Consider the following 23,819-nt stretch of genomic DNA (forward strand, 5'->3'; position numbering starts at 1 on the left):
CTTACTCCGTATAGTCCGTTTCAAGCGCCAGATTGCTGTAGGCCGCCAAGGTCGTCGGGTTCAACGCCACAACCTTGAACTTGCCCCTGAAATCCTCATCCATTCGCAATGCAATCTGTTTGCGCTGGTTCGGCATCAGGGTCACCGTTCTCGTCGCAGGGTTCACATCACCACCGGGGCGCGGCTCTCCCACGACATTACCCTTGCTGTCCTGGGCCTCAAGCAAGATTTCCACGCTCATGTCCTGCATGAACATGTCATCGGATATCAAGGCCACTTCAATCACGGGCAGCAGGGTGGTGATGCGCTTGGCGCCGTTCTTGTAGCTCAGCTCCACCAGCACCTTGCGTGGTTCCGCATTGGCACCATGGTCAAGACGAGCAACCAGAACGGGAACGACCGCCTCCGCCAAAGACGCACCACCATGAAAATAAAGATGGCCAGCGCGGTACGGAGCCATGCTGCGTGGCAACGCCACCTCGGTGAAATCGCCGCGAATACCAACCTTGTCTGCGCTGACGACCAGGCTGTGGCTGTCCGCTGTGCCGTTGCCCAGCATCATGCGGTCATGAGCATTCAGCCATTTCCCCTGCGGTTTCACGCACACATCGCCAGCCTCTGCCTGCGCGTTCAGGAAGAAACCGTGATCGGTCACGATGACAGCCTCTTTAAAGCCCATGCCACGCAGCTTGTGCAGTGCCACGCGGATCAGCTTGAGCGTGCCGGGGATCAGCCCCAAGGTTGTCTCGGGATTGTTTTCCAGTTGACTGTCTATTTCCGTAGAGCGCAGCACCAGTAGATCGACGGTCTCGGCGATCTTCGGTTTGCCACGCACAAATTCGCCCAGCGGCATTTCCTCGAAGCGATCGCCATACCGCTTGGCCAGCACACCGATGCGCTGCGCCACGCTTCCCACAGGTTCACCGTCTAACTTGGGCACCAGCGAATCGTTCTCCAGCGCCAGGGCCAGCCCGGTGCGGGCATTGGGCAACAGGCTGGCCATGCCGACCAAGGTGATGGAGGGCAACTGCGCATACGCCACCTGTAACTCAACAGGGCCATCTTCGGTCAGCAGCTTTTCAAGCGCCACGCCCAATTCGTAGCGCAAGGCATCTACCATCAAATACGCCACCTTGCGGCCACGCTCCTTGAGGCGGTCAGCCACAAGGCGATCGAAAACATCGGCGTTGGCCAGTCGACCAGTGGGCGGCCAGCCTGCCGTCTCGATGTGCTTGACGAAGATGCCTTGCACCTTTTCCGCCAGGTGGCGATAGCGCGCACGTGCCTGGTTGATGACCTCGTGCATCAGCCCATGCTGATCGAGAAAATCCCCTGCGGCCTGCTCAAACTCACGCTGCAGACGATCTGCCTCGCGCAAACTGTTCAGATAGAAGTCGATCAACTCCGCCTGCGATCGCGCATGACCAGGCAACTGGCGTTCGAAGTCGTCGCAGGCTTCCACCAAGCTCAGGCCCGAGCGCACCAGTTCCCACTGTGCCTGGCTTTCTCCTTTACCCAGCCAGACAGAGCCCTTGTGTCTGGCCAGCACTCGGCGTGTGGCATCCGTGTCGTCCGTGACGATGCCCTTGATGGCGGCGCGCAGGAACGTCCGCTCCTCAAAGGGAAAGGTATCCCGCTCGCCCAGGTCTTCCAGAGAACCGCACAGCTCAACGAGATTGAGTTCCTTCTCTATGGTCTCTGCCCGGTCGATGTAGGCCGCACGTGCTTTGGGATCATTGCGCAATTGATCGCACACCCCTTCGACGATAGGCCTGGCCTCCGGCGGCGCGTGCGGCACGCCATTCAGGGCATCGGGCAAGGCCAGGGGAAAATCAAAAACGAACTCACTGAACAGCACATAGCGCCACAGTTCGTCCGCCAGTGCGCCCCAAGTCTTGCCACGCGTTTTCACGCTCAATCCTAGGGTCGCTCGCAGGAAGTCGCGTGCCTCCTGTACCCATCCTTCCTGGACCTTCAATGCGTCGATCTGCTTGGCGCTGGGTACCAGAAGAGCGGCCAAAATCTCGCGGCCCGATTCCACCTGCAATGTGGCTCGCAACTGGGGCCAGCTTACGCCGCCGCCAATCGCGTCGATGACTGCAAAAGTCGGCCCGGAGGGCGACGTCGCAAACACCTGGCGGATCTCAGTGGTGTGGTCCGGCCTCGCACGCAAGCACAAGCTCAAGTAATCGTCACCATCATCTTGCGGGAACACCGCACCGCATTCTGCATACAGGGCAAATGGATCTACTTGCTTCTGTTCGTCGGTTTCCGGGCGCTTGGCAGGCACATAGATCAGCACAGCCCCCAGCGGCGCCTTGGGTTGGCCCACATCGCGCAGTGCCAACAAAGCCGCTTCGCGGCTTTCGATGCTGCTCTCGGACGCATCCACCACCCGCACCTTGTCAGCCGCCAGATCTAAACACTGCTCACGGTAGCGCTTGTCGGCGTCGTACACGACCAAGGCGCCAGCTTTCATCAGACGTGGCCGCAGTACGCCTTCTCGGATAAATTCTGCAATCGTCATTTGTCCTCCCGCAGGCTCAGGATGGACATCACCTCCTTGAGCATCTCGTCTGTGCGCGCCGTAATGGCGGCCTCGTTCCAATCATCTCGGCTGGCCAAGTCGGCATTCAGGTACAAGCCGTTGCGGTAACCGATGAAGTCGCCCTGCTCGTTCTTGCGATCCCGCTTTTTCAAGAATTCCATCGTGCCGAGCTTGGAGTTGTAGCCACTCAGTGTCAGATTGCCGAGCTGGTGAGCACAGCGCTCGCGAATGGCAGCCGCAGTGCCTGTCTGATCCCCTTCGAGCATCGTCACCCAGCCCGGCCCCAAGTTTTCGGTCTTCGGCAGGATGTGTTCAACAGTGAATACGGGGCGATCATTGGCGTCATGCGCCCACAGGTCGCGTTTGGTCTCGCGGGTTTGGTGTGTCTCTTCCAGCTTGCAAAGCATGAACCGCGTGGCGTCGTAATTCTCTAGGTACACGTCGCCCTTGAGGCGCGACTCGCAAACATCCTGCGGGGCTGCCCGTGCCAGCAACCAATCACTGGCTTGCTGGATGAAGCCGTCCAGCGTCGTGACCTCGCCACTGCGAATCCGCGTCAGCAAGTAGCCGACCAGTTCCATGAACATCGGGTCGAGTTCGCGGGTGGGCGGCATATCGGTGAGGTTGCGCCAAAAGAACCACTTGGTGAGCAAAGTGGCCAGACGGCTCACTACATCACCCTCAGTCCATTTCTTGCTCTGCGCCACCTGGCTGGCCCACAGCAAGAATGCGTAAGCCGGCGCGGCTCCCAGGCGCTGCAGGTCTTGCAAGGCCGCGGCGGTAGCGTCGCCCCATTCCGCGCGTGCAACCATGGGATTGAGCAGCGCCGAGTAGGTCTTGCCCTTGGCCTGAAGCGCGCCGAACAGCCAGACCGGACGCTTGCGCAGCAGGGTGTCGTAGATGGAGATAAGGTTCGAGCGCGTGGCGCGTGTGCAGCCTTTGACCTCGACCCGCTTGAGGTACTTGAACATGTTGTACAGCTGGCGCAGGAAGCGCTCCTGCACTGCTGGGTCGGGCAACAGGTCAATCAGGTCTTTCCATTCGTCAAACGCCCGATCAATGCCATAGTCCGGGCGTTTATCCAACTCGGCTAGCAGGTTGTTCTTGATGATGTCGATGGCCGAGAGCGGGATGCCCCGGTTGTTGATCGTCTCGAAAAGCACAAAGGCATCCGAGTGGCTAGGCACCTCGATCTTGACCAGGATTGCCGCCTTCAGCTTATCCAGCAGCGCCAATGTTTGCTCGATACTCAGCGGCTGCAGGCGCTCGCGGAAATAGCTATACGCTTTGGCGATACGGCGGTTGCCGAAATAGCTCAGGCCCTTGGGCGCGGAGACTAGCTTCGGGAAGAGGTCACTCAGTACCTTCTGGAAGTCGGCCTTGTTCTGCGCCTGCTCGCTGGGCTCAAAACGCCACTGATTGGTCGACTTGATAAAGAGCCGGTTCTTGAGGTTCACGATCTCGACATTGAAGTCGTCATCCGGGTCTGGATGGGCCTTCAGCCGGTCGTAGAGTGCGCAGAACAGCAGGCTGATGGTGGTGAAACGCTGCTGACCATCGATCAATTCCAAACGTCCTCCCGCCATCGAATCCTTCTGGTTGTTCACGCAGATGATTGAGCCTAGGAAATGTCCCTTGGGGGAATCTTCCAGATCATTGAACAGCGCCTCCCAGTCCCTCGGTTTCCACACGTACTCGCGCTGATACTTTGGGATAAAGAACCGCTGCGCAGCGTCCGGATTGAAGTAGTGGCTGACCGGGTAATCCTGAACACTGCTGATCATTCGTCGCCCCCAGCCTTCTTCTTACGTGCCTTTTTCGGAGCGGCCTCCGGCTCGATGTACAAATCCTCCAGGCCGTGCGCGATGGCGAGCGACTTGTCGGTGTTGCACTTCTCGCGCACGCGCTCGGGCCAGTAGTTCATGGCCAGGTGTGCCCAGTCGTAGTCGCCTTTTTGCAGCTTGGCCCAGGTGTCCTTAAGCACCTTCTGCCAGGGCTTGTGGCGGAACAGCGGCCACAGCGGCGCGGCGCTGATTTGCACGCCATCGTCGTGGTTGGGTTTATAGGTGGGCGTGAGCTTGAGTAGGGTGTCGCGCAGCTCGATCAGCTCCAGCTCAAAGGCTTGCAATGCCTCGAACTGTTTTTCGTCGTCGCGAGTGCGTGCCGAACCCTTGTTGCGCAACGCCGTCACATCAGCACCGACTTGTTTGAGCTTGGGTTCGACGAAGTCATTGATCGCCGTGTACAGCGTCTGGCTACTGAGGCTGGGGTAATAGACCCACAGCGTATAACTGCCGGATGTCGTGCTCAGCGGCCAGTAAATAGGGGCCTTACGCTTGCTCTTTGTATATCGCCCGAAATGATCAGAGAAGAACTTGTTTTGGCCATTTACATATTGGCGTAACGAATCAGCACTCAATGCCTCAAGAAGTTCTTCTTCTATGGTATCGGAATGCTCTTTCCAGATGATCCTTATGGCTTCACGAATACGGGCGACCATGTCGTGACTGTTTCCCTCGTCATCAACCAGAATCCCTAGATTGGCAATTTCCTGGGGATAATAAAAATGCGCACTCCAATCAAGAAGTGCCCCTGGAGGATGCGATGGCAAGGGAGCAAATAGTTCCTTGGGAGACAGCGCAGACTTTTCGCCTGTGGCAAATCGGATTTCCCACCTACCAAAAACGCATCCCACCAGATATGAAATTATTTGGGTGGCAATGTCATTCTGAGCCCCAGAAATTCCCCGACCCTCATCTTCTTCCTCGTTTTCACTTCCATCATCAGCCTCGTCTTCATCATTGCCATCAAGCGATTCCGCCAAGACTATTTTTTCTAGTTCCTTTGAGTCCACCTGGTAGGCTGAATCTACTAGCGCATCAATTTTTTCGAGTGAAGCCTGAATTGCTCGATTTGCTGAGTCACGGAGTGACGACAACGATTCAGCCATCTCAGCTATCGATTTCTTTATGATGGGACTTACAAATAGTGCATCCCCTTCGGTGCGCTTGGAGAGCTCCATAATCTCGGAGATTGATCGCACTGCAGCATTATCAATATCTATAATCGTTTGCTTATCGAACTCTGCGAGCGGACAAGATTCGACAAGCCCAGTGTCATATTGCTTTGCATTCGCCTGAAGGTTTATTAGTGCCCTGAAAAGACGGGCATTCATTAATCCAACAACGAAGGAAGGAGAGTGCTCCTCCAGTGGAAGGATAGCTGGCCCTTTCTCTCCAATTACGAAATCTGCCGGGAGAACGCGAACCCCGAAGTCCTTACACCTTCGTGAGTACGTTCCACCCGGCTTGTAGTAATGCACTGAAGCTTGCCTTGCTTGTGCGACTTGTCCGTTTACCTGTCGATTAACTTCGCAGACCTGTGAACCGTCTTTCTCCCAATTGAGCAGAAGGGGGAGATCCGAATAGAAGACTGCATAGGAGCCGCCTTTAGATAACGAAACCCACTGCTTTCCTCTGCCAATTTTTTCAGGTGCGACTTCATGGCGAAGGCGAAGAAATCGAAAGTCACTGAAAGATTTCATACCTTGCTTGGCGAGAAGAACCTGATCTCCCATGCGAGTTGGTTTTGAGAAAAGGCGAAGCGCTGAAGCCGGCAGGTTATAAAGGATTTTTGATCGCGGAATGGTGCTATAAACCGCTCTGTCCACAACATAGCAGTGCGGAGAATTAGCGATATCGGAGGTGGCAACAGCTAAGTCGGCGGATTTGTCATCGTAAGATTTCCTATCGATCACGGCGAAGGCACTAGCTGGCCCCACTTGAGTGCAATTCAATGTATAGGCTGCAGACTGAACTGTCGCATCATCCATCACAGGCCAGCCCAAGTCCAAAAGGCATTCAATTCTGGGCAGCACCCAGTTTGAGCGAAGACGTTCGAGTTTCTTGGTAATCAAGAGGGAGCGAGACGAAATAGCACCAACCCAGCCATTGCAGAGAGAAACAGCCCTAGAAACAAAACATGCATACAAGTCGACGTAGGCATCGGGATATGCCTTCTTCAACTGTTCAAAGTGGTCTCTGTTAGCCAAACCGAATGGGGGGTTCATTACAACCACATCGAACACTTCACGGCACAGATCAATAAGCCGCAGCCCTTGCAGCGCGTCCTGTGCAAACAGGCGTCCTTGATAAGTCGACCTCGCAGCCTGGGCAAATTCAGTGAGCGCTTCACGCAGACGTGCCTCTGCTTGCTGCCAGCTCTCCTGCTCCTGCTCAGCAAACAGACCAGTGCCTTTGCCCACATAAACCTGACGAATCAAGTTAGGTAACTCGCGTTCGACCTGGAGCAGCACGCCTAACTCCGGCAGGCCTTTGAGCATTTGCAGGGTCTTCTCAAACAACTCGGCGTCACGCTCGTCGAGATTGGCAGCAAACTGCTGGCGCAACTCTCGCTCAGCCGGTGGAGCAATGGCGGCGACAACATGGCCGCGCCCAATCAGTGGGCGGTCTTTGACCTTGACTCCCGCATCGTGCCAGGCACGTTGCGCCCGCAGCCACAGCGCCAGCGAGGCGATCTGAGCGGCGCGCGGGTCGATGTCCACGCCGTAGATGTTGTGCTCGATGACCAGGCGCGGCACATCGCGTAGGAACGCTGCCTCGTCCTCGTAGGTCTGGCTCAGTGGCTTGAGCACTGCCTGGGGCTGGGTCGAAACATCGAGCGAGCCCGGGCCGTGCTGTTGTTCCCAGGCCCATGCCTCACGGTATATCTCGGCGAACAGATCGAAGGCATACAGACCAAAGTGCATGGAGCCGCAGGCCGGGTCCAGCAACTTGAGGGTGCGCGGGTCACGCAGCTTGGTGGCGGCTTGGGGCGTTTCGTCTGGCTTGACCAGCAGGTACTGGCAGCGGTCACGCAAACCCGTTTGTCCGCCGGTCGCGTTGAACCAGAGACGCCCGAGGGTGTTGTCCACCAGAAACTCGACCACGTAGCGCGGCGTGAAGAACTGGTTGCGCACCGCCAGCTCGCGGCTGTTGCGCGGCGCCTGGCTGGCATCGCGCATGGCCTTGCGCTCTTCCTTGGAGTTGAAGTACTGGTAGATCCAGCCAATGGTTTCGTCCTCGCTCCACAGCGGGGCGATGTCGGCATCGTTGATCAGGTTCAGCACTTGCAGCAGCGCCGCCTCGCGCGGGAACAGGCGGCTCTGCGGTGAGTAGCGGTCGAACAGGCCTGGCAGGTCTTGGGCGAGTTCATCAAACACGCTGAACAGGTACACGCGGTAGGCATCGCCGGTTTCGCCCAGGCCGGTGCCGGCCAGGCGTGCGTAAAGCTGAAAGCCCTTGGCCTGGAAACCGTTGCCGACTGATTCGACCAACAGACCCCGCGCCTCCGCCATGCGCAAGGCCGCCAAGCGGTTGAGCACCGTGAAGGCCTGCTCGCGCACGATGCGATCCAGCCCCTGCGTGGCGCTCATGTCGCCACTGGCGGTGTAGTGCGCCAGAGTGTCGCGGAGGATGCGGGCGGTTTCACGCTGGGCGTCGTTGATGTGGCGCAAGCTGGCCAGGTCAGCCACGGTGCCCGCGTTCGGGTCCATGCCGTAATCGTTCTGGAGCTGGCGGGTGAATTCCTCTTCCAGCACCCGGCGCGCATCGTTGACGAAGCGCTGCAGGCGGTTTCTTGTTGTTTGGTCGAAAGCCATCAATCGATTCCTATTGTTCTGTGCCTGCTTGCTGTGAACCGGGCGCTTGCCAATCCTGGCCAAAGTGAGCGCGCAGGCTCTCGATGGCGGGCGGCAAAGCGCCGTCGCAGGTCACCCCCAGGTAAGTGGCAGCGCGTGTGGTACCCACGTACAGGTATTTGTCGAAAAGCGCTGGATGCAGTGCGGCGAGCTGGTCGATGCCAACGAAGAACACCGCTTCAAATTCCAGGCCCTTGATGTGCTGGATGTCGAACACGCGCACATTGCTTTCCTGGCCCACCGTTCGCCCATCCGATGCGATCACCGGTATGTTGTGCTCGGCCAAGGCGGCATTCAGCGCTTCTGCCACTGCGGGAACGTCGTCTTGGGAATTTACAAAGATTGCGATGGACGGCAGTTGGCCGACGAAACGCTCGATCTCTCGGATGCGATCTGCCAGCCAACTGACCACGATTGCTGTGTCTGCGGCGTGCTCCAGGAGCGCGGGCGCGACGCCGCCACTGTCCACATGGGCGGGCAAGCTGGCATTCTGCTCGGTGCCGCCGACGGCGCGGATCATGGCGCGAGCGAGATCGTTCAGTTGCTTGCTCTGCCGGTAGGATACGGTGATCTCTTTGATGTCGAAGTCGGCAAAGACCCACTTCATTTCGTCAGCAGATCGCGTGCCCCAAGTGGTCAGGCGTTGGTTGAAGTCGCCGCAGGCAAAGAACGAGCGCAGCCGTGAATGCGCCAGGGCAGCCATGCAGGCAAGCTGGATAGGTGAAAAGTCGGTCGCTTCATCCACCAAGACCTGGTTGCGGTAGTGCCCCAGGATGGGCTGGAGTGCCGACCAAGCGGGGCTGTCGATATCCCGCAGGACGTTAGGCCGGCTGATCAGGTCGCCTGCGGCGCGCAGGATGGCGAGCAGCACAATGTCCAGTTCGAGCGGATGGATATCGCGGGCTTCGAAGCCTTCGTTGCGATACCAGTTCTCGGCTTGCTGGCGATCGCGCCGGAACGCGCGGTAGCGTTTCGGAATGCCGTCGAGATAGCGCTTGACCGGATTCACGAATCGGCGTGCGCTACTCTGCACCAGCAGACTCGCACCCACACCGCCACGGTCGGTTTCCGTCAGGCCGCGATCGGCCAGCCACTCGATGATCTTGCCGTTGCGCGACGTCTTGCTGACCGTTCGCTTCGAGGCTGCGGCCCGCGCTTGGGCACGCACGGCTTGCATGTAAGCATTGAGAGCCGCGGCACGACCGGTGCGCGGTGTGGTGCTGTCTTCCTCCTCGTCGGCATCGAGGTCGTCTTGCTCATCGGCGTCGGTGGTCTGGACTTGTTGTAGGCCGTCGATAAAGCGTGCCAACTCATCCAGAAATGCCCGGTTGCGGTTGAGTTGAAGGTTGAGCGCGGCTTTGATCTTGCCGTCTGAAGCTTCCTTCAGGCTGTTGACGAGCGCCTGTACTTTGGGAATTTCGGCTGCCAGCGATCCGAAGGTGGACGCCGACGCGCCATCACTGGCTTGCGTCAGGATACCGTGCAGCCGCTCACCCAGACTCTGGACTTCTGGCACCTTGGCCTCGCGGAGCATGCTGGCCGCTTCATGCAGCTCTTGCACATAGGCGTTGCGCTGCCAAGTATTGAATTCGTCGAACCACTGAATCGGGCGCTCCAGCGCCTCCTCACTCAGACTCGGCAGGCCGTCTTTCAGGACAAAGCTGCCGCCACCCGATGCGGTTCTGAGAACGCCGAAAGCGTTTCTGCCCAGTTCGCGCCGATAGTCCTGCCAGGTTTTGATGCGCTGATCGGACGCTGGAACGTCTTCACGAGCGAAAGCCTCCTTGAGGTACTGCTTGAGCAACTCGGTGGGCGTGAACATCAGCCAACTGTTGGCATGGACGGTGCCCTGGTTGGTAGCCACCATCTCGACCAAGCGCTGCTCACCTTCTTCCAGAAAGGCGGTGTCTAGCTTCTGGCCCAGGCGACGGATTAGGGTCGTCGTCTTACCTGTGCCAGGTGGGCCAAGAATCAGCAAGCGCTTGTCGAGTGGAAGGCGGAAAATCTCATCCTGGTATTGATCCAGAACGGGCTGGTCGCGCAGCCCCATCTTGGTGATGACACTGCGACGCACGCCGTCAATGATGTTGGCCTTGACGGTTTCTTCATCCAGCAGTTGGCCCAAAAGGTCTTCAGTGACCTCTTCTCCAACAACTTCAGTCAACAGCGCCCGCAGCGACTCGATGGTGAGTGGGCCAAAGTGTTCGGCTTCCACTACGGTGCTGCGCGAATCCCAGCCGCTAGCCAGTGCTGAGGGTCGGAGTTGGGCGCGCTCTAGAACTTCGACGATATCGCCATTCGGCAGGGTGAACTCGGCACCCACTGACAGTGAAGCCAGGCGACCGACTGGCGCGCGATAGCTGGCCAGGTTGGGAAAGCCTGTTATCGGCGTAGTGCGGCAGATGTAGTACGTGCGCTCTTCACCTTCCTCGTCCGCGACGACAACACGAGCAATCGCTGGCTCCCTTTCCAGCACGGCATAACTGTCTCGGTTGGCCTGGTTAATTTGGTCGAGGCGCTGCGGGGTGGTGGACGTCATGGTGTTGATGCTCGCCATGACATCGAAGTCGAGGGCTCGCCCATCGTGCAGCTTGCTTTTTGCAGCAGCAGCGATTCTGCCAAGCTGGGTCAGTGCTTCCTCTGCAAGGTGTTCGATGTGTTGCCTGGACTCTTTGGACACTTCCATCGTTAGCTCCCGCCCGTTCCTGGTTGATCACTGAGCACCAAAGACACCTCGATCTCGGAGTAGAGGCCAAGCTGTACCTTGATTTCATTGAGCTGTTGGATCAACGCGTCGATGTCTGCGGCAGAGGTCATCTTCACTGGCACAGCGATTGACTTGCTGAGTTTGGCCGGACCTTTCTCGCCAGTTTTGGCCCTCTCTTCCTCCATGCGCTGGCGCAGGCGTTCCTGGCCTTGACGCTGGATCGACCGCTTCAGATCGTCGAGAGTGCTGTTGATGTCATAGTCGCGTGCCAGCAGTTTCTTGAGTCCGGCCAGATCCTGCTGCGCTGCGAGCGTGAGCCCGTCCAGACGATTCACGGCATTGCCACGCTCCTCCTGGGTGAGTTCTTCCCACTCGGGGATACGTTGCAGGTCTTCTACGCCTTCCTTCAAACGCAGCTTTTGCTGGTCTGAGAGCGTGATGACCGCATCGCGCACGCGGCTCTTCAAATGAGTGAGCTGTGAGTTGAAGTCTGCGGTGTGTTTGTAGAAATCTTCTTTGCCCAGGCGCTCCGACAGGGTTCCCAGGTCTTCGGCAAGTTCGCGGCGCAGCTCGCCTGGCACGCCGGTGTCCGGCAAGACTTCGATGTCGCGGCGATGGGCTTGCAAGTCGCGCAGGGTGACGTCAAGGCCGTTGTCCAGCACTCGTTTCACTTCCAGCGACCACTTGAGGTTGTCGTAAATGGCGGAGGTTTCGGCGCCCAGGCGCTGCGGAGCATCAGAGGCATCGGTGAACAGGACGTCGGCAATGTCCTGGTTCAAGGTGCGAATACGGTCACTGCCTGCCAACCCAAGGCCAACAAGCTTTTCGGCCAAGGAGCCGTAGTCGTGCTGAAAGCGTGGGAAGTGCTTCGTCGCCGCCTTGCTGATCTCTTGTTCCAGCGGAATCACCATGTCACCGATCAGTTCAGAGAGGCGCTCAGCCGCCCTGCCCAGGGTTTCGATGGATGGACGCTCGTCGCGAAGTGAAACACCGATTTGCTTGAACGAGTTGTTGTTTTTCAGGGCGTCGATCGCCTGCTGCCCAGCCGCCGTGACTTCACGCCCAGAGACTTTGAGCTTGATTTCACCGGCCATGAGCATGGCGGCCACGATGTAGCGTGTTGTATCGGGTGACCAACCAAACGGGTCGCTGCCGAAGTCGTCAAGCAGACGCTTTCCATCGACCGTACCGCGCTTATCGATGTAGTCGCGGATGCTGATCATCGCCTTGTGACCGGTCTTGAACGAGGCGCGCCCCGCTACGGTTTGCACCAGTCTAAGCGGGTCCAGCGTGCTGCTGATGGCTGCGGGGTTGGCAATCTTCAGGAATTTCTCGGCGGTGTCGGTCCCGGCACGCACCGGCGCTTCGACATAACGGTCGAAGACTTGGTCTGCGACGTCTGCAAGCAGCTTCTTGGCGGCTTCCAGCAGGTCGGCGTTCAACGCCGATACGGCAGTGGCTTGGCCTCGAAATACGAACGAGCCAGCCTGCAGGGTTTGTTTGATCTTGCTCTGTAGTTGAGTCGCAAGCTTGGCGGCGCGATCAAGCTGGCCTGAGCAGTAGTCCTTGACCTCTTGGTCGGGCTCGTTGCGATGCAGCTCGGCGATGCGCTGGCAGCGGTAGATTTCATTTGCCAGGTCGTCGAGGTCGGCATTGGAGCGGGCCAGCAGACCAATGACATTGCGACCGGCGCGACTACGGGAGTCGTCCAGCATCCGATGCTTGGATGTCTCGTAATCACTGGCAGGCACCAGTTCTACAACAGTCTGGATGGCATTGTTGTCACCAGTCAGGCTGGTGGTGGCGCTGCCAGCCTGGACTTTCAGGCCCGTTGCGACGGCCATAGTCCCGTGAAGGCTGACTCGGGGAAGCGGGTCGAAGGACTCGCGCAGCGCATCGTTGAAAATACGCTTCACATCGACGGTACGCAGCGCAATGGCACCGCGCTCTTGTTCGATGTCACGCAATTTTTCACTGAGAAAGACCAAGCTGCCATCTTTCTCGCTCAGCGGCACATGCACGTCGCCAAGCATTTCCTCGACGGCCTTTTTGACCATGTCGAGTTGCGAAGGCGCGGTAACAGATGGGTGCATCAGGCTGGCGACGTTCTGCACCGAAACAGGCAGATTACCCAGGATCTGCAGTACAGCGACGGACTTGGCGATGTCTTGATGGAGTTGCGAATCCGGGAAGCGAATCTGTACTTTGCCGACCGCCTGGTGGATGGACGTGAAGGCGCGGCGGATATCCTTTTCCAATTCGTCGTACAGGGTGACAGTGGTCGCCAGCCAGCCTACGGGCTGATCGGCCATTGCCTTGGAGCCACCTTCGCCCTTCAAAACGTCCTGGATCACCTTGATCGCCGAGCGCAGACCGATGCCACCGGTCGATTTAGCCAGCGCACCCAGCAGGTGCAGCAAGATGTCAAAGTGCGCCGGCAAGAACGGGTACAGATTGGTGAAACTTTCTTTGCTGAAGTCCGCGTCGTAATACTTGGCGTCTTGCAGTTTGGTGTTGTGTCGCAGCGCTTGGCCGTGGGCATCGAACAGCTTGCCCAGTTCAGTCTCCCCCGTTGGCGATTTGCCGAGCAGGCGGCGGTAGCAAATCTCCTTGATGTCACTCGATTCAAGGTCAATCTGGATCGGGAAACGGTCCTTGAGTTTGTAGAGCTTGTCGGAGTTCAGTGCGGCGCGCGGGTCGTCCTCCGTTAGCGTCTGCTGCGCGGTAGAGATGATCCATGCCTTTCCGTCGCCCAGGCGCTTGAGATTCTTCGCCAGGCCATCGAGGTTGAGAATCAGGTTGTCGCGTGAGGCAACGTACTGTCCGACTTCGTCGACGATGAAGATGGTGTTCTGCTTGCCGCTCTTTTCGCGAACGATGTCGATCATCTCCTGCACGCGCTGATCTTCGAACTGGAAGAACCCCTCGGTGCTGGACGAGAAGGACTTGGCTTCCGGGAAGAGTGCGGGATACATCTCGTGGGCGATTTTTGGGATCAGCCCGTCGATAGCCAATGGGTTGTTCTGCACGCGCGTCCAGGTTGCGCCTGGCAGCGCTTGGGCGATGCGATCGTGCAACTCGGGCGTTCGACCATCTTTCTCGACCATCCGCTCGAATGCGGTGACCTTGAGGTTGCGCGAGTAGCCAGCCCACTGCAGTACCTTGAAATAAAGAACGGTGGAGACATCCTCCATCGTGGCGCCGGCGAGCATTTCGCTGGCAAGGTCAAGCATGACCACCGCGGCCGGGAAACGCTTCGCGACAGTGGTGAGGAGCGCTCTTGTCTGCGGCTTGTGAAGACGGTCTTGCAGGTGGTTGATGAACGGCGTGCCGTCGATGGTGCGCTGATCATCGAACGCCAGGCCGAGGTACTTGGTGAACGAGCTCTTGCCCGAACCGTAGAAGCCAGAGACCCAAACACCCACTTCGTTTTCGCCACCGGATTCCATCGCGAGTTGCATGCGATCGAGGAGCTTGCGGAACTGCTCCTCGATGCTTTCGGTGACCACGTACTCGGAGATCTCGGCCTTGAGGCGACCTTCTTGCGAGGCGCCATAGGTGATAACCTTCTCGATGGTCCGGTAAATGTCCTTGCTTGGATCGAAGAGTGAGCGAATCGTCATAGATTTGTCCCAGGATTCTTTTGTCTGTTCAGCCGCCAACGTGTACGGAGCGGTAATTTCCATCTTCCGGATAGAAGCCGAGAAATTTCAGGCGCGTTTTGCCGGTTCGCACGCCGGGGTAAAGAAAAATCGTCGGTAGGTGAAACTTGCCTTGAAGCTGGCTTTCGATAGCACCAATCCGCATGAACGGATGCAGTGCTTCTAGGTCAGTGACCAGCAAGAGCGTGTTCTGCTGTCCCTCCAGAGGCTGCAAGGCAGCCTCAAGCCGATTGAGCAAGCCGTTCTCTGTTGTCAGGATGTCCGCTAATGCCTTGTTGGTACGCGGCCAGTCCAGTGGTGCGGACTTGTCTTCCATCACGCAAAGTGTCCAGAATGGATCTTCTTTGAGCAAAGCCCAGATTTGCTCGACGATGGAGAAGGTATGCACGTCCCAGCCTTCCTGGTGCAGCTTGGCCACCCAGGCAGGCGTTTGTCGTTTCACTTCGAGAATTTGCTCTGGCGGGAAGACCAGGTAGTAGATCGGCTCGAAGCTCGCATGGCCGAGTTCCCGCCCATGCCGAATGCGCTCGCGCAATTCGTCAAAATCAGCTTTGATTGAGGACATCGCAGAGCGCCTCCATATCTGTTTTTTTCCAGCTGATGCGGATCACATCGCCAGCGGCCTGGACGATGAGCAACCCTTTCAGCGAGAGTCGTTTGATTTCCTCTAGCACGTCTTCGCGCGCCAGACCAAATAGTTTCCAGTCGTCGTGGATCAGCAGCGCGTTGTCGCTGATGCCGGAAAAATGCAGTTCGTAAACCAAGTAGGTGGCCACAGCTGGAGAAATACGGAACGGCAGGATGCGGCGACTCGTTCTCCGGCCTTGTTCGAGCATCCCATAGTCTGCACAGCAACCGGTCAGGTATCCCGAAACGTTCTGAATCATCGATTCTGACCAGTGTTTGGTCGTCAAGCCATTGCCGATGGCACGTTCAACAAAGATGCGGGCATCGGCATTAGTGATCTGTGTGTATCCCCCTGCGTACTGAATCCAATAAACCTGACGGATGAAGTCTCCAAGTATCAAATTAGCTCGACTCGTAAAAACGAGCATGAGCTGCGTCAGGTCTGCAGTAGGAATCGTTTTGGCTAGTCGTTTGAGGTGTGCCGCCGGGGCGCCGGCTGCCACCAAGTAGCGAGGAGCAAAGCATTCAACGACGATGTTGCGCAACCGACGTGCGGTGACATTCGGGAATCGTCCCGACTCCAGTGCGACCTGATGTAGCTGATTTATCGTCATGCTAGACGACCATAGATCGAGCAGCGTTTTTGTCTCATCAACCAAGCCGAGCCCTGCCCCTAGTTGGCTCGTATAGAGCTTGTTGTAAGCCACGATCACCCCAGCAGATATGGATAGGTTTTGGCGTCCTGTGTGAACGCCGACAGATAGGTTGCTGCGATGGCCTTCAGCGTATCGGTGGAATAGAGATCTTTGACGCTTCCGACCGCAGTTGGGCCCACTCTAAGCATGCATCCGGTGCCGGTCAAACGCGCCAACACATCAAGTGCTGCACCCTTGCTTTGCGGTGTCTGGCTGGAGAGTTCGTCTCCCTCATTACTTTGAACAGCTGCGTGCAGGTCTTGCTCGATTTCTTCGGGCAAACGGAACAGGTGGTAGCTCCCCACACTTAGATGCTCGTCATGCAGCCGCCTAGCTGCTTCTAACACCCCATGGTACTGAGCAAGGTGAGACGTCTTGGAAAAAGCAGGCTCCAGGAAAGGCTTGCTTGATGCGTCATAGAACGCTGTAGGCCACCATTCGCACTGAGTACGCTCACCGAGGAAACCAATAAGCAAGCGCATATGTAAGAGAGTCAATAGGTAAGAGTCAGTCATCTCATTTCTCGTTATTCATTTGTTAAGTACCCCTCATCTGTAGACATGGGGGGGTTGGTTTGAGACAAATACAAACTGATGCTTAATCCAACTATCAATGTCAGTGCGTGAAAACCTCCATGTGTCTCCGACTTTGAACGCAGGCATTTTTTTGGCCGCCGCGAGCCTGTAAATTGTTCGCTCGGTAACCTTCAAGTACTCCGCGACCTGCTTGAGCCTGCGCTACTCGCTGACGCCCAACTCTGCGACTTCTTCTTCCATGTGTAGAACGTGGCCTCCGACACGCCAAGCTGCCTGCACATACGACCACTGTCTTGCCGCTGTCGGTCAACCGCAGCGTGTAAACAATCTGCTCTTCCGTAAATCTCGACTTCTTCATCGCTTCTCCTTGCCTCTGCAGGGCTTCGGGAAGCAATCCTACCTCCAGTTCTAACCTGTATCAATTTTCCGGGGGAACGTCACTGATCCAGCAACTGAGAAGAAGCCAGGCACAAAGTTCTCCGCCCTAGCATTACAGGATCTGCAGGTTTGAAGCACTCGGATCGAAAGGATGCTGGCTCGAGGAAAAGCCCGCTTGGCCGGCGCTAGGATACCGCAGTCACGTCGACCAGCCCTATGTCGGTCGCCACCAATCCTTGATCGAAGAATTTGGATGCATTGGCAGCAAAACGCTCGGGATCGTCGGTTGCAAGTATCTTCACTTGGCCCTTTGTTCCCGTCATGCCTGAAAGCTGCAGGGCAGCCACTTCCCCGCTGTTGATGAGCGTGACCGATGGCCCCAAGATTTCCCTGAAGAGAGCTTCAAAAACAGGAAAATGCGTGCACCCCAGAATCAGCGTATCCGGCACTTCGGCTGTGTCGAATATGGGATCGAGATACTGGCGGATGGTCGCGGCGGCGATCGGGCCTGAGGACCAGCCTTCTTCCGCAAGCGCCACCAGCATCTGACAAGCCTGGGAGGATACCCTCACGCGAGGATCGATCTTTTTCAGTTCCTTTTCATATATGCCACTTCGAATCGTGCCGGGGGTGGCGATGACGCCGACATGCCCATTCCTGGTTTCCCGGACTGCCGCGGCTGCGGCCGGCCCAATCATGCCGATCACGGGCAGCGGAGCCGCCAGCGCGCGTACCGCATCCAGCGCATGCGTCGAGGCGGTATTGCAGGCGATCACGATGGCTTTGGGGTTGTAGTTCAGCAGAAATCTGCACAGATTCCGGCTGTAGCGCTGCACGGTTTCAGGGCTCTTGGTTCCGTAGGGCAGGCGCGCCGTATCGCCCAGATATACATAGGATTCCTGAGGGTACCGCCTTCTCAGCGCCTGGAGGACGCTCAATCCTCCGATACCGGAGTCGAATACAGCTACGGGAGAGAATGTTTCCACATTGCATTGCTTGGGCCAGACGGCAGCACGGCCTGACCCGAAGATTAACGATGACGCCCCGATTCGGCGTGGATGCTATTTTTCCGCCAGAGACTGGCACTTATCAATGAATGCCTGCCGTTCGGCTTCACTGGTGAAATTCGGCAGTATTGCCTGCATGCCTGCGCCGGAACAGTTCGTCGAATTGACCTCGGGCGGGCCGTCGCCGCCGCAACTCGTCAAGATGGCACTCAGGGAAATGATTACTGCAGCGTGTCTGGCCTTCATTCAATTTTCCTCTTTAAAAAACATCAATATGATGAAAGTTCCCGCAGATATGCGACGATGCATGATCGCTGGCCCGATTTAGCGGTACCCCAGGTGCCTTTGGAGAAACATCCCCTACTGCACTCATGGCGGTCGAGTCGCTTGCCACCCTTCCCACTGGCCACCCGTCTATGGAATTCCTTCGAGAGGTGCTGGTCAAGGCATGGCTCCGCAGGCGTCCATTATACCGGCGAGTACAGGGTACAGGGCTGCCGATGCACTCCATTGGCCGCCCTGCCGATTCCCGGTGCTCAGCCGTTGTCAGGATGAAAGAGCGCCTGCGCACCTCTTTGGCCGATCGGAGAAAGCGGCACGGATTTTCGGCCAAATGGATGGGAAATGAAATGCACCCCATCGCATGGCGTTCTCCGAGAGACGATGGGTTGCGCTGCGCTCCGCCCATCCGGACTCCTACTGCGCGGCTCGCGCCTCGTCCCAGCTGAAATCCGTCACCGTCGCGAGCATGAAGCAAGTATTAGCAGGCTTTGGGAATTACCCGGATTATTTGCAGCTCTTGACGTCCTCGGTGACGGTATCGCCGTTCTTGAGCACGATGGTCTGCCTGATTGTCTTGCATTCCTGGCCCTGCTGCGTCGCCTGCGTCGGGGAGACCACCTCGGCCTTGCCCTGCACGCCGTTGTCCGGGTTGCTGAAGGTCTGTGTCTGGTTCGTCTCGAAGGCCGCCTGCGATGCTTGTGACATCCTGTTCCTGTCACCTTCTTCCAGGTAGCCGGCGATGGTGGTGCCGAGGTAGTAGCCTGCGAGGCTTCCGGCCACGGCGCCCGCCAGTCGGCCTGCCGTGCTGCTGCCGCCAAGCTGGTAGCCGAGGTAGCTGCCCGTCACGCTGCCGATCACGCCGCCGACGCGGCGAGAATCCCCGGTCTGACAGCCCGACAGGAATGCGATCAGCAGGGCGGCCACCGATCCTCTGACCCATGTTCTCGTGAATATTGTGCGGTTCATGAGGGTTCCTTTATGCGAGAGGGTTCCAAAAGCGGGATGATACATGGAAATGCGGTTGACAGGTTTTCGTGCCGGAAGGTAAAGTCGCCTGCGGCGATTGCCGCCGTTTCCGTTCCATTTCGACCCTGCCATGCGGATGAAAATGAAGAAAATGATCTGTACCGGGCTGGTGCTGGCGCTGTTGCCGGCGCTGTCCGGTTGCTGGTACGTGGCGGCGGGCGGGGTCGGAGCGTACGGCGGCTACAAGATGAAGGAGAAGGGTTACACGCTGCGTAATCCCGTCGTCAAGGAAAAGGGCGACAAGGAAGCGTCCGACTAGCACTTGGCTTGGCAAGCAGCTCGGGCCTCATTCCCGGAGGGCCTGCTTCCATTCCCCTGCCCGCCGGTGCGCCTCGGCCACCTGCTCCTGCGTCAGGAGTTTCTTCATGACTTCGCTGTTCAGCCGGGCGTCCTCGTAGCCCGCTGCGCTGGCCAGGTCGAACCATTTTTCCGCCTCGACCGGATCCCGCTCCACGCCGTTGCCGGCGTAGTGCATCACGCCCAGGTTGGTCAGGGCGCCCGGGTGTTCCTGCTTCGCCGCCTTGAGATACCAGGACAGGGCCTGCTCGTAGTTCTGGGCCACGCCGGTGCCGCTGTCATACTTGACCCCCAGGCTGTACTGAGCCTTGGCGTAGCCCTGCTCGGCTGCCTTGAGATACCACGCGAAGGCTGCCTGCTCGTCCCGGTGCACGCCGCGTCCCTCGTCGTAGCGCACGCCGAGGTTGTACTGGGCGTCCGCATCGCCCTGTTCGGCCGCCTTGCTGTACCATGATATCGCCTTGTGGTCGTCCTGGGCCACGCCGGTACCGGTCGCGTACATCACGCCCAGGTTGAACTGCGCGGGTGCGTACCCGGCTTCCGCTGCCTTGCGGTACCAGGCCAGCGCTTCCTCGTTGCTGCGTGCGACGCCCCGGCCCCTGGCGTACAGGACGGCAAGCTTGAACTGCGCGCCGAGGTGCTTCTGCTCGGCAGCCTTGAGATACCAGAACGCCGCGCGCCGCTCATCCTGGGCCGTGCCTTGTGCGTTCGCGTACGCCCGGCCCAGGCTGTACTGGGCGTCGGCGTTGCCCTGCTCCGCCGCCTTGCGGTACCAGGAGGCGGCCTCCAGATCGTTCTGCACCACGCCCCGGCCCTTGGCATACAGCACGCCAAGCGCATACTGCGCCTCCGCCAGGCCTTGCTCCGCCGCCTTGAGATACCAGGATGCGGCGGTCCCGTCGTCCTGCTCCACGCCCTGGCCCTTGAGATACATGAATCCCAGGATGGACTGCGCGGGAGGGTATCCCGTCTCGGCGGCCTTGCGGTACCATACGAGCGCCTCCCGGTAGTCCTGTTCCACGCCCTGGCCCTTGGCGTGCATGACGCCCAGATTGTAGAGCGCGACGGGGTGGCTGCGTTCGGCGGCCTTGCGGTACCACGCGAGCGCCTGCCGGTCGTCCTGCTCCACGCCCTGGCCCTTGAGGTGCATGAGTCCCAGCGCGACCTGGGCGGCCGCATCTCCCTGCTCGGCGGCCATGCGGTACCAGACGGCCGCCTGCGCCGGGTCCTGGGGCACGCCGCGGCCTCTGGCGTACATGACGCCCAGGTTGAACTGCGCGTCCGCATTGCCCTGCTGCGCCGCTTTCCTGAAGGATTCCGCCGCCCTGGCGTGGTCGCCGTCGATCGCCGCCCGCATGCCGTCCTCGAAATCAGCGGCGGATACGCGCGGCACCAGGAACACCGCCAGCAGGCACGCCATCAGCAAGCGCTGCAGCATCATCCCCGTCCTCACTTCTGTCCGGCCTGGTTCGAAGCGGCGGCGCACGCGGCCAGGCTTTCCCATGCGATGCCGCCTTCGTACTCGTTTCCCTTCACGGTGGCGAGCACCGAGTCGTCGTCGATTCTCTTGAGCATCAGGAGAAAGGAATAGCTGGGCCCGGTGTAGGGATGCGCCGCGTAGTCGAGGACCTTGACCACCGGTTTCTCCTGCACCCCCACGGCATCGGGATTGGTGGGCATGTTGCGCGGGTAGGTGCCCGGCAGCGCCCCCAGGGGAAAGGCGTATACTTCCGTGGCGTCGATGTCCGGGTACGAGCGCACCTCATATCCCAGCCCGCTGATGACCCAGCGGCTGTCGGCCTGGAGCCTGCCGATGGTACAGTCGGCCAGTGCCGCCCGGTTTCCCCCGAACCGGTCCGCATGACGCTGGGGCTTGTGCTGGAAAGTGCCGGAATTGGCACACGCCGATAGAAGGAGGGTTAGAATCGCGATCGGTATTTTCATGGTACTGGATAGGAGGGCCGGCGTCCGCATCGGTTCCCCGATCCGGGGCTGTGCCGATAGTCAGGCATGATACTCAAGGATGCGCATACGTGCAGAATTTTTCCAGGCGGCGTGCCGTTTCGCCGGATGAGCCGGATATCGAGCTGAGCGAGCAGGCGGGCGTGCGTGCACTGCACATGGGGGGTGGCTTTCTGGTGCAGAGCGCCATGCGGCTGTCCGCGCCCAACGACCTGGAATTGGTCTATACCCGCTGCATGATGGGCTTCATGCTGTTTCATCCCGATCCCGGGCAGATCCTGATGCTTGGCCTGGGGGGCGGATCGCTGGCCAAGTTCGCCTATCATCGGCTGCCGCAGTCGAAGATCACCGCAGTGGAGATCAGCCCCCGGGTGGTGGCGGTGGCGCGCAGCCACTTTTTCCTGCCGGAAGACGACGATCGCCTGCAGGTGGTCGTCGCGGAAGGCGGCGACTATGTCGCCCGCCATCCCGCCAGCGCGGACGTGCTGATGGTAGACGGTTTCGACGGCGGCAGCCAGATGCCTGCGCTGTGCAGCCAGGCGTTCTACGACCATGCCCGCGAGGCGCTCGGGAAGCGCGGTGTCATGGTGGTGAATCTGCTCAGCCGGGACAGGCGGCTGCAGGAGTACCTGGAGCGCATGGAGCGCAGCTTCGGCGGGCGCGTGTCGACCATGATGGCGGAGGTGCATGGCAACCTCGTCGCCTTTGCCTTCAAGCGCGATCCCGGCAGGCGGGCATGGGAGAGACTCGGGGAGCGCGCAGCCCGCCTGGAGGCGGAGTTCTCACTCCCGTTTCCGGAGTACGCGCGCAGGCTGCGCCGGAAAGGACCCTGAGCCCGCGCCAGCCATCATGTCCACGGCTTTTGGGCGGTTCGCTGCGGGCGCTTTACCCGCCGTGCATGAAATGGTACAGTGGCGGCCATGAGGACCCGGCCGCTCCGGCCAGGCGGGAAGGATGAAAGGGGGCATCAGATCATGACCAAGCTGTACGAATCCGATCATACCCGCTTCATGCGCGAACTGTTCGAGAAGAATCCCCAGCTGGCGGATGCCCAGAGGGAGGCCCGCGCCATCTGGTGGGACAAGAAGCTGGACAGGGACGAGCGCAAGCGCTTCAAGGAATCGGCCGTACCGCAGAAAGCCTACGTCTACTTCGGCAAGTAGGGCTTTCCTCCAGGTTTCACAACAGGCGTCACAGCGCCTCGAACACTCCCGCGGCACCCATTCCGGTACCCACGCACATCGTCACCATCCCGTACTTCCGGTGATGCCGGCGCAGGCCGTGCAGCAGCGTGGCCACGCGGATGGCGCCGGTTGCCCCCAGGGGATGGCCCAGGGCGATCGCGCCCCCCAGCGGATTGACGCGGGTGCGATCCAGTCCCAGGTCGTTGATCACCGCGAGGCTTTGCGCCGCGAACGCCTCGTTCAGTTCGATCCACTCCATGTCGTCCAGGCTCAGGCCGGTCTGTTGCAGTACCTTGGGGATCGCCTTGACGGGGCCGATACCCATGATTTCCGGCGGGACGCCGGCGACCGCGTACCCCACGAAGCGCCCGATGGGGGTGAGGCCGAAGCGCTTCAGTGCCGTTTCGCTGGCCACGATCACCGCACCCGCACCGTCGGACATCTGCGAGCTGTTGCCCGCCGTGACCGAGCCGCCGGCGGCGAACACGGGTTTCAGGGTGGCCAGTGTCCCCGGGTTGGTGCCGGGGCGCGGTCCTTCGTCGGCATCGCGCAGGACGGAGACGCTGCGCACCTCATGCGCGGCCAGGTCCGGCCGCTTCTCCACCACGGGATAGGGGGCGATCTCCTGGCGGAATTCGCCACGCTCGGCCGCCGCCAGCGCCCGGGTGTGGCTCGTGACCGCGAACTCGTCCTGCGCCTCGCGGCTGACGTGCCAGCGCTGCGCCACCTTTTCCCCGGTGATGCCCATGCCATAGGCGATGGCGACATTCTCGTCGCGCGCGAAGATGGCCGGGTCCAGCGACATCTTGTTGCCGGTCATGGGAACCATGCTCATGCTTTCGGTTCCCGCGCCGATCATGACATCCGCTTCTCCCAGGCGGATGCGGTCGGCGGCGATCGCCACCGCCTGCAGTCCCGAGGCGCAGAAGCGGTTGATGGTCATGCCGGGCACGCTGTCCGGCAGGCCGGCCAGCAGCAGCCCGATGCGCGCCACGTTCATGCCCTGCTCCGCCTCCGGCATGGCGCATCCGGCGACGACGTCGTCGACGGCGGCCGGGTCAAGCCCCTCGCATTGCGCCATCGCCGCCTTCAGCACGTGCGCCAGCATGTCGTCCGGGCGCACCGTCCTGAACATGCCGCGGGGGGCCTTCCCCACGGGGGTGCGCACCGCGGCGACGATGTAGGCGTCCTGGGTCTGCTTGGTCATGGT

Annotated in this window: 18 protein-coding genes and 1 pseudogene; 3 read left to right on the forward strand and 16 right to left on the reverse strand. The window is 59.4% G+C overall.

Going from position 1 to position 23,819, the window contains the following annotated elements; all coding sequences use genetic code 11:
* Nucleotide 1 precedes the first annotated feature (1 nt).
* The 13 genes and pseudogenes from BT108_RS05890 to BT108_RS05950 all read right to left on the reverse strand — a co-directional run bounded on the left by BT108_RS05890 (nt 2) and on the right by BT108_RS05950 (nt 19,106).
* Complete coding sequence (locus BT108_RS05890) at nt 2-2,527, reverse strand: PglZ domain-containing protein (protein ID WP_072293617.1); 2,526 nt, start codon at nt 2,525-2,527, stop codon at nt 2-4.
* A complete protein-coding gene (locus tag BT108_RS05895; RefSeq protein WP_072293618.1) occupies nt 2,524-4,332 on the reverse strand; it encodes a DUF262 domain-containing protein in 1,809 nt (602 codons plus the stop codon). The genes BT108_RS05890 and BT108_RS05895 overlap by 4 nt, the downstream gene beginning before the upstream one ends.
* Nucleotides 4,329-8,207, reverse strand: coding sequence for a BREX-1 system adenine-specific DNA-methyltransferase PglX (gene pglX, locus BT108_RS13520; protein ID WP_143142413.1), 3,879 nt, complete (start codon nt 8,205-8,207; stop codon nt 4,329-4,331). The genes BT108_RS05895 and pglX overlap by 4 nt, the downstream gene beginning before the upstream one ends.
* Nucleotides 8,208-8,217: 10 nt before the next feature.
* Entirely contained in the window at nt 8,218-10,932 is a 2,715-nt protein-coding gene (locus BT108_RS05910; protein WP_072293619.1) for an ATP-binding domain-containing protein, read from the reverse strand.
* A 2-nt stretch (nt 10,933-10,934) separates the two neighbouring features.
* Nucleotides 10,935-14,639: a BREX system P-loop protein BrxC gene (brxC, locus tag BT108_RS05915; protein ID WP_218184829.1), complete on the reverse strand. Its 3,705-nt coding sequence runs from the start codon at nt 14,637-14,639 to the stop codon at nt 10,935-10,937.
* On the reverse strand, nt 14,605-15,180 hold the full coding sequence (locus BT108_RS05920; RefSeq protein WP_072293621.1) for a BREX protein BrxB domain-containing protein: 576 nt from the start codon (nt 15,178-15,180) through the stop codon (nt 14,605-14,607). The genes brxC and BT108_RS05920 overlap by 35 nt, the downstream gene beginning before the upstream one ends.
* On the reverse strand, nt 15,161-15,949 hold the full coding sequence (locus BT108_RS05925; protein ID WP_072293672.1) for a BrxA family protein: 789 nt from the start codon (nt 15,947-15,949) through the stop codon (nt 15,161-15,163). The genes BT108_RS05920 and BT108_RS05925 overlap by 20 nt, the downstream gene beginning before the upstream one ends.
* A 2-nt stretch (nt 15,950-15,951) precedes the next feature.
* On the reverse strand, nt 15,952-16,452 hold the full coding sequence (locus tag BT108_RS05930; RefSeq protein ID WP_072293622.1) for a BrxE family protein: 501 nt from the start codon (nt 16,450-16,452) through the stop codon (nt 15,952-15,954).
* Nucleotides 16,453-16,485: 33 nt separating this feature from the next.
* Nucleotides 16,486-16,656 (reverse strand): annotated as a pseudogene (locus tag BT108_RS05935) (helix-turn-helix domain-containing protein); the annotation flags it as partial.
* A complete protein-coding gene (locus BT108_RS14300) occupies nt 16,644-16,754 on the reverse strand; it encodes a transposase (RefSeq protein WP_369816950.1) in 111 nt (36 codons plus the stop codon). The gene BT108_RS14300 and the pseudogene BT108_RS05935, both read right to left, overlap by 13 nt.
* Before the next feature lie 282 nt (nt 16,755-17,036).
* Nucleotides 17,037-17,837 (reverse strand): glutamate racemase, encoded by an 801-nt coding sequence (gene murI / locus BT108_RS05940; protein WP_072293624.1) that lies wholly within the window; start codon nt 17,835-17,837, stop codon nt 17,037-17,039.
* A gap of 75 nt (nt 17,838-17,912) precedes the next feature.
* Nucleotides 17,913-18,104 (reverse strand): entry exclusion lipoprotein TrbK, encoded by a 192-nt coding sequence (gene trbK, locus BT108_RS05945; RefSeq protein ID WP_072293625.1) that lies wholly within the window; start codon nt 18,102-18,104, stop codon nt 17,913-17,915.
* 540 nt (nt 18,105-18,644) lie between these two features.
* The gene (locus BT108_RS05950) at nt 18,645-19,106 is read right to left on the reverse strand and encodes a glycine zipper 2TM domain-containing protein (RefSeq protein ID WP_072293626.1); all 462 of its coding nucleotides are present in this window, start codon (nt 19,104-19,106) and stop codon (nt 18,645-18,647) included.
* Between the two features lie 142 nt (nt 19,107-19,248).
* Between BT108_RS05950 and BT108_RS13805 the strand changes: the two genes are divergently transcribed.
* Nucleotides 19,249-19,425 (forward strand): hypothetical protein, encoded by a 177-nt coding sequence (locus BT108_RS13805; protein WP_255369634.1) that lies wholly within the window; start codon nt 19,249-19,251, stop codon nt 19,423-19,425.
* Between the two features lie 27 nt (nt 19,426-19,452).
* On the opposite strand, the gene BT108_RS05960 is transcribed toward BT108_RS13805, so the two are convergent.
* Together BT108_RS05960 and BT108_RS05965 are read right to left on the reverse strand one after the other, a co-directional pair.
* Nucleotides 19,453-20,904, reverse strand: coding sequence for an SEL1-like repeat protein (locus tag BT108_RS05960; protein ID WP_304528465.1), 1,452 nt, complete (start codon nt 20,902-20,904; stop codon nt 19,453-19,455).
* Between the two features lie 8 nt (nt 20,905-20,912).
* A complete protein-coding gene (locus BT108_RS05965) occupies nt 20,913-21,407 on the reverse strand; it encodes a hypothetical protein (protein ID WP_143142414.1) in 495 nt (164 codons plus the stop codon).
* An 89-nt stretch (nt 21,408-21,496) separates the two neighbouring features.
* Between BT108_RS05965 and BT108_RS05970 the strand changes: the two genes are divergently transcribed.
* Both BT108_RS05970 and BT108_RS05975 read left to right on the forward strand, forming a co-directional pair.
* Nucleotides 21,497-22,258: a polyamine aminopropyltransferase gene (locus BT108_RS05970; RefSeq protein WP_072293628.1), complete on the forward strand. Its 762-nt coding sequence runs from the start codon at nt 21,497-21,499 to the stop codon at nt 22,256-22,258.
* Between the two features lie 141 nt (nt 22,259-22,399).
* Complete coding sequence (locus BT108_RS05975) at nt 22,400-22,588, forward strand: DUF3460 family protein (RefSeq protein ID WP_072293675.1); 189 nt, start codon at nt 22,400-22,402, stop codon at nt 22,586-22,588.
* A 28-nt stretch (nt 22,589-22,616) separates the two neighbouring features.
* Here the strand turns inward: BT108_RS05975 and BT108_RS05980 are convergent, their stop codons facing one another.
* The gene (locus tag BT108_RS05980) at nt 22,617-23,816 is read right to left on the reverse strand and encodes an acetyl-CoA C-acyltransferase (protein WP_072293629.1); all 1,200 of its coding nucleotides are present in this window, start codon (nt 23,814-23,816) and stop codon (nt 22,617-22,619) included.
* Between the last annotated feature and the right edge of the window lie 3 nt (nt 23,817-23,819).

The sequence above is a fragment of the Nitrosovibrio sp. Nv17 genome, assembly GCF_900119085.1.
Taxonomy (GTDB): domain Bacteria; phylum Pseudomonadota; class Gammaproteobacteria; order Burkholderiales; family Nitrosomonadaceae; genus Nitrosospira.